This is a genomic window from Deltaproteobacteria bacterium (assembly GCA_003194485.1).
Taxonomy (GTDB): Bacteria; Desulfobacterota; Dissulfuribacteria; order Dissulfuribacterales; family UBA3076; genus UBA3076.
On record PQXD01000006.1, the window covers coordinates 127415 to 138059 of the forward strand.

Sequence of the window (10645 nt, forward strand, 5' to 3'; positions counted from 1 at the left end):
TATTCCTGTACCACCAAACAAGCGTTTGAGTGAAGGGGGGACGGAGAAGGGTAAGCCATCCGGGTGTTGGATGTCCCGGTTCAAGGTTGTAGGCGGAGATCCCAGGCAAATCCGGGATCTTGTTAACGCTGAGAGCTGATGACGTGGCCTTTTAGGCCGTAAGTGGCCGATCCCATGCTTCCTGGAAAAGCCTCGTAGCGAGTTTGTTTGGTGACCGTACCGTAAACCGACACAGGTAGGCAGGGTGAGAATCCTGAGGCGCGTGAGATAACCCTGGTTAAGGAACTCGGCAAAATAGCCCCGTAACTTCGGGAGAAGGGGCACCCACATCAGGTGAAGATCCTTGCGATCGGAGCCGAAGTGGGGCGCAGTGAAAAGGGGGTGGCGACTGTTTACTAAAAACATAGGACTCTGCCAAGCCGCAAGGCGACGTATAGGGTCTGACGCCTGCCCGGTGCCGGAAGGTTAAGGGGAGGTGTTATTCGCAAGAAGAAGCACTGAACCGAAGCCCCGGTAAACGGCGGCCGTAACTATAACGGTCCTAAGGTAGCGAAATTCCTTGTCGGGTAAGTTCCGACCTGCACGAATGGCGTAACGACTGCCCCACTGTCTCAACCAGGGACTCAGTGAAATTGTAGTACCGGTGAAGATGCCGGTTACCCGCGGCTAGACGGAAAGACCCCGTGAACCTTTACTACAGCTTGGCATTGGGTTTTGGGGTAGCTTGTGTAGGATAGGTGGGAGGCTTTGAAGCCAGGACGCCAGTCTTGGTGGAGCCGTCCTTGAAATACCACCCTGGCTATTCTAGGATCCTAACCTCGGCCCGTTAGCCGGGTCAGGGACAGTGTCTGGTGGGTAGTTTGACTGGGGCGGTCGCCTCCCAAAGAGTAACGGAGGCGCGCGAAGGTTCCCTCAGGCTGATTGGAAACCAGCCGTAGAGTGTAAAGGCACAAGGGAGCTTGACTGCGAGACACACAAGTCGAGCAGGTGCGAAAGCAGGCCTTAGTGATCCGGTGGTCCCGAATGGAAGGGCCATCGCTCATCGGACAAAAGGTACTCCGGGGATAACAGGCTTATCTCCCCCAAGAGTTCACATCGACGGGGAGGTTTGGCACCTCGATGTCGGCTCATCGCATCCTGGGGCTGAAGCAGGTCCCAAGGGTTTGGCTGTTCGCCAATTAAAGCGGTACGTGAGCTGGGTTTAAAACGTCGTGAGACAGTTTGGTCCCTATCTACCGCGGGCGCAGGAGATTTGAGAGGATCTGTCCCTAGTACGAGAGGACCGGGATGGACGGACCTCCGGTGATCCAGTTATCACGCCAGTGGTATTGCTGGGTAGCTGCGTTCGGATGGGATAACCGCTGAAGGCATCTAAGTGGGAAGCCCACCTCAAGATTAGATCTCCCGTGGCGTAAGCCCCTAAAGCCCCCTTGGAGAAGACAAGGTTGATAGGTCGGAGGTGTAAGGCTGGCAACAGCCTGAGCTTACCGATACTAATCGGGCGTGCGGCTTGACCATATTTTTCTTTTGATTAATTCTTTCCGCACATGGTGGACAGTGTAATCCATATTTATTTATATTTTTTATAAGTACATCGTTTCCGGTGGCAATGGCGAGGGGGAAACACCCGTTCCCATTTCGAACACGGAAGTTAAGCCCCTCAGCGCCGATGGTACTGCCCGGGATAGGGTGGGAGAGTAGGTCACTGCCGGAAAATATTTCGCCCCCATTATTTATGGGGGCTTTTTTTGGCCAAAATCATTGAAATTTCGCGAGGGACTCTTTCTGTATATTGAGATGTTTCCTGTTGACGGTCAAAACGCAAGTTGTTAGATTGGCCGATATAAATTCCCCGGTAGCTCAATGGCAGAGCGGGTGGCTGTTAACCACTAGGTTGGCGGTTCGAGTCCGTCTCGGGGAGCCAGAGAGAATCAAGGCTCGATTGAGAAATCGAGCCTTTTCTTTTTTTAAAGTCCTCCTTTCAACGAAAATTGCTACTTTTCCTGGTCGAATTACTTTCCCGTAAATGCTACTTCCAGGCCTCGGTCAAAGGTTTTCAATTCAGAAATCTTATGTAACTGGCAAACGGCAAAATGCAGCAGGTCCCTTGCCGTCAACTCTGGATATCTGTCAGCGAGATTGCGGGCGTGAATGACTGTTTCCCGATGGATGGGAATAATTCTGTCCACCCCTTGGGTCGCAAGCTCCAAGGCCGCATCAAGGGTGGCTATCCTGCCAACCGGCAGGTAGACATGGAGTAGCTCCTGCAAAACCTCTGCCGAGGTAACCAGCCTCTTCCCGTTCTCAGCTGCTTTCAGGAAAAATGCCTGCGCCTCAGCCCGTAACGGGTGTGACCGGCCGACGGCATAAATGAATATGTTACTGTCCACGAAAATCATGGCCGGTTCGCTGCCTGGAATCCCTCAATGATCAATCTCTTTTGTTCTACCCAGTCCTGTTCAGGACCTTGTTCCCTGTCTTTGCACTCCTGGAAGAATGCCCGAAGAGAAGCCGGATCAGTCAATGGTCGGGACTGAAGTTTGGCTGATAGCATCTTCCGCCCTGCATCGCGCAGCCAGGCACTAAGCGACTTTGATTCTTTGCGCGCCTGCGATCTAAACTGGATCGCCTCGGCCTCATCCAAAATAACCTGAACGCGTATTGACATAGCACCCTCCAAGGGAGATGTTGTGTAGCAATCTTATGTATACATACTATATATTATCATACTATCCGTCAACCCTGAACGAGTCATCCATGATTGTACTGCAAAAAGTCCTTGTATCAAATAAGCCGTGGTCCGCGGTCGTCTATACGAGATGCCCTCAGGCATTCCCGTCCTGCAGGTGCCGGAAGAGGACATCCTCGCACGCGGCACCACTGATCCTCTTTCAGTCGGTCTAAGTCGGAAAGATGTAGACTACACTCGGAAAAACCGCTTGACAATAGACTTCCATCTGATATATTTTATCCTTGTTTGTCCCGGTTTGTCTGGATGAAGCATCGAATGCCGGACCATACAAACCGATCCACCAACTGACAACACGAGGCCCTGTCTGCGTGCAACGCACAGGCAGGCGTTTTGAAGATTGCCAATAACGCTTGGAGTGAGTGGAGACAATGATGGAAGATCGATGGCTTTCCGTAGATGAGATCGCGGCTTATCTCGGCATTAAGCGGGATACCGTTTACAGGTGGATAAGTGAAAGAAATATGCCTGGGCACAAGATTGGCCGACTCTGGAAGTTTCGTAAAGAAGAGATTGACGAATGGGTGAAGTCGGGCAGGGCCGGCAACAACCGTCGAGATGATAGCGGGAGCGCCGGGAACCGATGACAACGTCAAGTAGCCAATTACGCGAAGGTTGTGTCGTCATCGGCTCGCTTTTCAATGAGCCGATGCGCGTGGAGACTGTGCGGGTCGGTGGCGACGCCACTTGGACTGTAGGCCTTGTCGGCACGCAGTCGGAGCGGTTCCGTAAGGTGACGCTCACCGACAGCGACATTAATACCCTCACCATCTTGGATTCCGCTTTCAGTTACGACGGGGACGGCCGCCTCCTGAGGCTGGGATTGCAGGCCTACTCGCTTGGCATCGCCTACGAGTTCGATCCTTACTTTGGCCTCTCCATCTCGCGCGTTGACCCGCTGCCGCACCAGCTCGAGGCGGTATATGACTATCTCCTGAAGCTGGCGCGGGTACGGTTCCTGCTGGCCGACGACGCCGGGACGATCCTGCTTACACCCAACGAGCAGCGCGTGGCCGAGGATCGGCGAGACTGTTACTGGCTGTACATCGTGACGAACTGCCTGCCTGCCGAAGCCTCGGCGCAGGCAGGCGCCACAAAGCCAACGCTTCAGGAGCCGGTCAAGGACCCGGCCCGGCTCGAATGGCATGAAGTAACCAAGGTGGCCCATTACTACCTGTCGGTGAACGCCCTGTCTGCGTGCGACGCACAGGCAGGCATGACCCGGCCGATGCAGGTGCGAGAGGACGAAGCACCGTATGGAAAGGACGCCTGAAGCACCGCATGCTGGAATCGGAGATAACCGCCCATGACCAATCTGCCGGACAAGGCGCCTGCTTCTGAAATCCTGATCTACCAGACAGAAGACGGGGACACGCGCATCCAGGTTCGACTGGAAAATGAAACAGTTTGGCTGACCCAGAAGCTGATGGCCGAGTTGTTTCAAAAAAATGTCCGTACCATCAACGAACATGTCCAAAATATCTTTGAGGAAGGGGAATTGAGTCCCGAATCAGTTATCCGGAAATTCCGGATAACTGCCGCAGATGGCAAGACATATGAGACCAATCATTACAATCTTGATGTAGTAATTTCAGTAGGTTACCGGGTAAAATCCCATCGCGGCACACAGTTCCGCATCTGGGCTACACAGCGGCTGCGAGAATACATCATCAAGGGGTTTACGCTGGACGACGAGCGGCTCAAGCAGCCAGGAGGGGGCAATTACTTTGACGAACTGCTGGCCCGAATCCGGGATATCCGGTCGTCGGAGAAGGTCTTTTGGCGGAAAGTGCTCGATATTTATGCCACCAGCATCGATTATGACCCGAAAACCGAAATGTCGCGGAAGTTCTTTCAAATCGTTCAGAATAAGATGCACTGGGCGGCCCACGGCCACACTGCTGCCGAGGTCATCGCCGGACGAGCGGATGCGGAAAAGCCTCTCATGGGCCTTACTTCATGGACCGGCGCAAAACCAGGCCGGTCCGATGTCGAGATCGCCAAAAATTATCTGACCGCCGATGAACTGGACACCCTCAATCGCATCGTCTCTATGTATCTCGATTTCGCCGAACTTCAGGCCTTGAACCGCAAACCCATGTACATGCGGGACTGGATCGCCAAGCTGGACGAGTTCTTAAAAGTCACCGAGCGGGATATCCTGACCCATTCGGGCAGGGTCAGTCATGAAGAGGCCATTGAAAAGGCGCGTGCTGAATATGAGAAGTTCCGAAAACAGATGCTGGAAGAGCCTTCTCCGGTGGAGCGTCACTTCATTGAGGCCGTGCAGGAAGTGAGACAGTTGGAGAAGGGCAAGGCGCGGACCGTACGTAAGCGGGAGAAAAGGAAGAAATGAATATCTCACCGCAGAGGCACTGAGAGCGCGGAGATGTGGGATGGGAAGTTCGGAAGGGAACAAAATGATTTACGCCACAAAGCCGACGCTTCAGGAGCCGGTCAAGGACCCGGCACGGCTCGAATGGCACGAAGCCTGCCTGCCGAAGCATCGTCGCAGGCAGGTAACCAAGGTGGCCCATTACTACCTGCCTGCCTGTGCCGTGCTCGGCACGGCAGACAGGTCGATGAACGCCATACGTAAGCCGATGCAGGTGCGAGAGAAGGGACAACCATATGGAGGGAAGCGTCCGTGACTACTCCTGGCGGTGATCTCTATAACAAGTTGTCAGATATTTCGCTTCTTCGCCGAGCCTGGCATTTGGCACGCAACGATTCTCGAACGGATTTCATGTACGACCCCTGTCGTTTTTCAGATTTTGCTTTCCGACTAGTATAGGGCTCTAAAAATAACGTTACAGTTTAAGCGGTGGCGATTTCATCCATTTTGTAACGCCACCGGTATACAACAGGAGCCCTGTTAATTTCTGCTATACCTTGATAGATACGGTTGACGAGTTCCTCTTTTGTATCTACCCGGATATGTCGCAGGAATGATCCGGCCATTTTGCTGAAAACCGATTCGATCAGATTCAGCCACGAGCCATGTTTGGGTGTAAATACAAAATGAAATCGATTTGGCCTTGTTTTCAAGAAGTTTCGTGTTTCTTTGGAAATACGGGATGAATGATTATCCAGCACTATCCTGATTATCCAATCATCCGGATATTTCTCATCAATGATTTTGAGAAACTCTATGAATTCACGACTCCTGTGCCGGTCACGAACTAAAGCATGTATTTCGCCGGTGTGGAGATCAATTCCACCTAAGAGCGAGACTGTACCCAAACGTTTATATTCATAGTCTCTCGCGATCATGGAATGTTCCCCTGGAACTGGCTGCAATTGAACAGCGACGTTTTTTATCGCCTGGATTCCGGGCTTCCCATCACAGGAGATTGTTGTGCTTTCCTTTTCGTCGGCTGGAGACTGGTTAATTATTTCTACATCCTTGTATACATGAAGAACATCGGTCATTTTTTCTTCAAATTGAGGATCACGGCGTTCAAGATAATAACGGATTTTATGGGGCTTGATTTCACCTTCATTTAAAATGTCATATACCTGGCTTCTACTGATTTTTTGTAAACACTGGTGCCCATTTTCTGCCGCATGTTTTTGTATATGTTGAACAAGTTGGCTGTAGGTCCAGGCCTCGGCAGCATAACCGCAATCCGTAGGCTTCTGGCAGGCTACCGAGAGTACCCATTTTTTTGCGCTGTCGTCTATCTTTCGTGAGCGCCCGGAACGTTTCAAGTCAGCCAATGATTGCAATGCCCCAAAATCTAACGCCTTGTCTATCGCCCGGTAAACTAAAGGCCGGGTTGCGTTAACCTTTTGTGCTATGTGAGTTATTTTTTCACCTTTTGCATACATGAGCAGGATTTTAGCACGCTGGATCTTAGCGGCTGGCTCCATACGACTACGGGCGACTGTTTCAAGTTGTTTTTGATCTTTCTCCGATATTGTAAGTTTCGGTTTGCGTGCTCTCATATTCACTGTCCTCCATTTTTGGGTTAACGAGGGACAGTGTAACATAAAACTGAACAAATGTAATGATAATTTTGGAACAAAATACTAGACCCGAACCCACACCTGTCGGAGGGCGCGGCGAACCCGCCCCAGGTCTCGGCCCTGAACCGCAACCAGAACCTACGCCTACGGCGGGAATACCTGCCTGCGCCGGAGCTTCGGCAAGCAGGCGGACGTTCCGGATTTCCGGTGACGTACCTCCGGAGATCTGGAACCGGCTGGGAACAAAGGTACTGCCGAAGTTGCGCGGCGGTTCGGACCTCAAGATCGGAATCGAGTTTTCTGTGACCGTTGACGGACAGCTCGTGCAGAGCTTCGAAACTGATCTCAAACAGATACTCGAAGACCTTGGCCTGACGGGACGCATACATGTCGAATAATACCTAAATTCCCACTTTTTTAGGCACTATTGCATAATCCTATTAAAACTGTCCACTGATTCTTAGGCCCTCCTCCGGCGGTTTTTACCGGCAGAGATCAGGCCCGGTCCCTAAGTAAAGCCCTTGGTCAAAAGGCCCGGGCGGTCTACTCGAAGGGCAACGACCACATCATCGACGCGGTCCGCTGCACCATGCTGGTCCGCGAGCCAAGTTGATTGTTTCCACGGCCGCGTTCTCCCGTCTCCGACGATTCTCCGGCGCCTCCGGTAAATGACCCGTAGGGAGCGGCCTTCGCGCACACGGCGCGACAAATCCGCAGGACAGCAGAAGGAAGACATGCCGGGATTCCCCGTTCACTTCCGGCAGGGAAGAGGTGAGCCTGTCTCTGACTGGCACCAGCATGTCTCATGATACGGTTATGTATCAAGACTAAATATGAGACATTCTACGTTTCCTCAAAGACTTTATTTGCTTCCACATACACCAACACGGCATTTTGCGGCAGGTATTTCACCTCGGTCCTGGTTCGATATATCTGCCGTAATATCAAGATATTACCTTTTTTCTTTCTTGACTGAGACACTGTTGTCTCACATTCGACCCCTCATATGGTCATGAGGCTGTTGCCGGAAATAACCTTGATTATTTGTAACTATTTAATATCATATCTGTTCAGGCCCTTTCCCCTGCTGAATTCGATCTTGGTATGGATCTTGATGATTTGTTACGAGATGATTGATATACTTCAGCCTTCAGCCTGAATATCTGAGCAGTTCAAATATAAGGAGGTATTTCTTATGGGACGTGTAAGTTAGTTTCTGTTGTTGTGCTGGCTTTGCTGATAGCACCATCAGTGATGTCCGGGGCCGAGATGGGCAAGTTCTCCAATGAAGATTTCAGGCAACCCAAGAGATGTGGCGTCTGCCACAGGGAAATCTACCAGGAGTGGCAGCAGTGCCTGATGTCACAGTGTTTTACCCATGAATGGGATCAGGTCGAGTACTTCAAACTGGCCCTTCCCCATGCCTTGAAGCTTGAGAAGGTCTCCGGGGTCAAGGGCGGATGTATTGCCTGCCATGGTCCTCTTGCCTTTTTGAGCGGGGATATTCCACCAAAGCCTGCCGAAGCCGGGACCAGGGCCAATGAAGGCGTGAGCTGCGAGATCTGTCACAACATAACAGGAACCACTGAAGAAGTCCCCTTTAATTTCAGCTTTACCATTAAGCCGGACAGGGTGAAACAGGGACCAAGGGCAGATGCAAAGTCTCCTGCCCACGGGGTGAGATACTCGGAGTTTACCAGGAGTCCGGAACTCTGTGCCACATGCCATGACGAGCAGAGCCCTTACGGGGCCTGGGTCAAGACCACCTACAGGGAGTGGAAGGCCGGACCCTATGCCAAGAAAGGGACACGGTGTCAGGATTGCCATATGTATCGTGCATCAGGGAAATCAGCCATAGGAGGAAAATTAAGGGTTGATGTGGCCCATCATGCCTTCCATGGTTCCCACTTCGCAAGCAAGCTGGCAGGTAGCCTTGACCTGGCCCTTTACACGAAAAAGACAGAGATTTCTCCTGGCTCCACGCTGAAATTGCGTGCAGTGCTTTTTAATGGTAAGGCAGGTCATTACATCCCATCAGGCTCTACTGAAGAGCGCATGCTCTGGCTGGAAGTCCAGGCCATTGACGCCGGAGGTAAGGCCTATCCGATCCCGGTAGATCTCAAGGGCTTCAAGGGAGAGAAGTATACCATTGCCGATTCCAAGGCAATGGCATATCAAGCCATGGGGGAGATTATGGGACTTAAGGACTTTAAGGGGTTAAAACGGGACGGCAATTGCCGGGACGGCGCCCGGATCTTCCGCCGGCCATTCTTTGATCCCAAGGGACGTATGACCATCTGCCAGTGGTATACTGCTGACAACACTGTGGTTGACTATCGGATCGGCCCCATGGAGACCAGAATCGAGAACTACACATGGGCTGTACCTGAAAATATCGCCCCGGGGCCGGTAACCATTAAGGCGAGTCTCTTTTACAGCCAGGTCCCAGGCTCTGTGGGCGAGTTTCTCGGGTTGCCCACAGGTGAGTACGCCCCTATTCTGGTTAATACCACAACATTGACACTGGATGTGCCAGTGATTCCATAACAGTAACCGTTTTCTGAAGACTCAGAGAATCATGGGGGACATCCGTCTTTTGGAGAGATCCTGGAGTGTCTTGAGTCTGCTCTCCATGTCACCCAGGATCTGCTTAAACGTCCTGATGAGGCGGAAATCGTGCTCAAGGCCCAGCATTTCCCCCGGTTCGCAGAAGATACTGCCAGGGAGATTGCAAAGGAGACAGGGAAAAGATTCGGCAGGAAACTTCCTGCCTCCACTGAAGTGATCATAGAATCTCTGAGTCTTGAGAGCATCCACATCCATAACGTACAAGGAAATTCTTGACGCCATTTCAAGGTAGCGGGGGCAGGCACAAGGGGAAGTTAATGGAAGAGCATGAAGAGAAAGACTGAGAAAAGGAGAATGATATGACTAAGACTGAACAAAATCTGCTGGAAGCTTTTGCCGGGGAGTCCCAGGCAAATCGGAGGTACCTTGCCTTTGCCAAGCGGGCGGAGAAAGAGGGTTACTCCCAGGTGGCCAAGCTCTTCAGGGCAGTAGCTGAGGCGGAGACCGTGCATGCCCTCACTCATCTGCGCGTCCTTGGTCAGGTGAAGAGTACGGCTGAAAATCTTGGAGCAGCCATTGAGGGCGAGACCCATGAGTTTACCAGTATGTATCCGGCCATGATCGATACGGCAAAGGAAGAAGGCAACAAGGCAGCAGAGCTTGCCTTTTCGTATGCCAACCATGTTGAAAAGGTGCATGCGGACCTCTACCAGAAGGCATTGGATAACATGGAGGCACTTGAAGAAACGGATTACTATGTGTGCTCTGTATGCGGCTATACTTGCGAAAATGGGCCGCCCGACAGGTGCCCTGTGTGCGGCGCCAAATCACAGGCATTTTTTAAGGTTGATTGATGAGCAGAACAAAACCGTAAGGAGAAGCTACTCATGGAGAAACAGGCCTCGATTGACAGGTTGAACAGGGATCTTGCCGATGAGCATGTGGCCATCATACGCTATCTGGTTCACGGCTATATGGAAGGAGAAGATACACCTTATGGGTGCGAGCCTGGCTTCCATCTCCAGGGAGGAGATGTGGCATTTTCACTGGCTCGGGATGATCATATTCAGATAATTTTAGAACTTCATTGACAAAATCACCGTCACCTAATAGAGGGAAAATACATGGTCGGGGCTGAGTGTCCTCAGTGTGCTTGCGGTAACATCAGCCGCTCCATCCATTCTTTTTCTGGACTCTGGCTAAGGAGGTGTCAAATATGAAATGCAACATAGGAGTCTGTCCCGCAAATATTAGTTGCAAAATGAGGCCGAATTCGGTAAAATATTATATAATTTCAACATGATAATTGCTTTTTGAGGGCCTCATGAACTACAATTTCAGAAGCTATAATCCGGAGCA

The 10645-nt window shown here is 51.5% G+C and carries 10 protein-coding genes, 1 tRNA gene, 2 rRNA genes and 3 pseudogenes (1 of these 16 only partly in view); 12 read left to right on the plus strand and 4 right to left on the minus strand.

The features are described from left to right. The 3 genes from C4B57_05200 to C4B57_05210 all read left to right on the plus strand — a co-directional run. A 23S ribosomal RNA gene (locus tag C4B57_05200) occupies positions 1 to 1522 on the plus strand; it begins 1436 nt to the left of the window's first position. A gap of 77 nt (positions 1523 to 1599) precedes the next feature. Continuing rightward, positions 1600 to 1714, plus strand: a 5S ribosomal RNA gene (gene rrf, locus C4B57_05205). Positions 1715 to 1849: 135 nt separating this feature from the next. Continuing rightward, positions 1850 to 1924: transfer RNA gene (locus C4B57_05210), tRNA-Asn, on the plus strand. Positions 1925 to 2012: 88 nt separating this feature from the next. On the opposite strand, the gene C4B57_05215 is transcribed toward C4B57_05210, so the two are convergent. Together C4B57_05215 and C4B57_05220 are read right to left on the minus strand one after the other, a co-directional pair. Continuing rightward, positions 2013 to 2399 carry a VapC toxin family PIN domain ribonuclease gene (locus tag C4B57_05215; protein PXF54997.1) on the minus strand — a complete coding sequence of 129 codons (387 nt, stop codon included), beginning with the start codon at positions 2397 to 2399 and terminating at the stop codon, positions 2013 to 2015. Then, on the minus strand, positions 2396 to 2668 hold the full coding sequence (locus tag C4B57_05220; GenBank protein ID PXF54998.1) for a hypothetical protein: 273 nt from the start codon (positions 2666 to 2668) through the stop codon (positions 2396 to 2398). Before C4B57_05220 ends, C4B57_05215 begins: the two co-directional genes overlap by 4 nt. A gap of 115 nt (positions 2669 to 2783) precedes the next feature. On the opposite strand from C4B57_05220, the pseudogene C4B57_05225 reads away from it, so the two are divergent. From C4B57_05225 to C4B57_05245, 5 genes and pseudogenes are all read left to right on the plus strand, one after another. Beyond that, a pseudogene (locus C4B57_05225) lies at positions 2784 to 2894 on the plus strand (gamma-glutamylcyclotransferase). Between the two features lie 229 nt (positions 2895 to 3123). Then, positions 3124 to 3336, plus strand: a complete 213-nt coding sequence (locus tag C4B57_05230) for a transcriptional regulator (GenBank protein ID PXF55016.1) — start codon at positions 3124 to 3126, stop codon at positions 3334 to 3336. Beyond that, positions 3333 to 3728 (plus strand): annotated as a pseudogene (locus C4B57_05235) (helicase). Before C4B57_05230 ends, C4B57_05235 begins: the two are co-directional and overlap by 4 nt. Positions 3729 to 4055: 327 nt before the next feature. Next, complete coding sequence (locus C4B57_05240) at positions 4056 to 5105, plus strand: hypothetical protein (protein ID PXF54999.1); 1050 nt, start codon at positions 4056 to 4058, stop codon at positions 5103 to 5105. A 40-nt stretch (positions 5106 to 5145) separates the two neighbouring features. After that, the gene (locus tag C4B57_05245; GenBank protein PXF55000.1) at positions 5146 to 5400 is read left to right on the plus strand and encodes a hypothetical protein; all 255 of its coding nucleotides are present in this window, start codon (positions 5146 to 5148) and stop codon (positions 5398 to 5400) included. 166 nt (positions 5401 to 5566) lie between these two features. Here C4B57_05245 and C4B57_05250 read toward each other — a convergent pair whose 3' ends face one another. Next, positions 5567 to 6703, minus strand: coding sequence for an IS630 family transposase (locus tag C4B57_05250; GenBank protein PXF55001.1), 1137 nt, complete (start codon positions 6701 to 6703; stop codon positions 5567 to 5569). A gap of 116 nt (positions 6704 to 6819) precedes the next feature. Here C4B57_05250 and C4B57_05255 point away from each other — a divergent pair. Then, positions 6820 to 7116: pseudogene (locus C4B57_05255) on the plus strand (hypothetical protein). Positions 7117 to 7972: 856 nt separating this feature from the next. Next, positions 7973 to 9265, plus strand: coding sequence for a hypothetical protein (locus C4B57_05260; protein ID PXF55002.1), 1293 nt, complete (start codon positions 7973 to 7975; stop codon positions 9263 to 9265). Positions 9266 to 9286: 21 nt separating this feature from the next. On the opposite strand, the gene C4B57_05265 is transcribed toward C4B57_05260, so the two are convergent. Next, positions 9287 to 9541, minus strand: coding sequence for a hypothetical protein (locus C4B57_05265; GenBank protein PXF55003.1), 255 nt, complete (start codon positions 9539 to 9541; stop codon positions 9287 to 9289). A gap of 104 nt (positions 9542 to 9645) precedes the next feature. Between C4B57_05265 and C4B57_05270 the strand changes: the two genes are divergently transcribed. After that, positions 9646 to 10140, plus strand: a complete 495-nt coding sequence (locus C4B57_05270) for a rubrerythrin (GenBank protein PXF55004.1) — start codon at positions 9646 to 9648, stop codon at positions 10138 to 10140. Positions 10141 to 10173: 33 nt separating this feature from the next. Continuing rightward, a complete protein-coding gene (locus C4B57_05275) occupies positions 10174 to 10377 on the plus strand; it encodes a hypothetical protein (protein ID PXF55005.1) in 204 nt (67 codons plus the stop codon). The last annotated feature ends 268 nt before the right edge of the window (positions 10378 to 10645 follow it).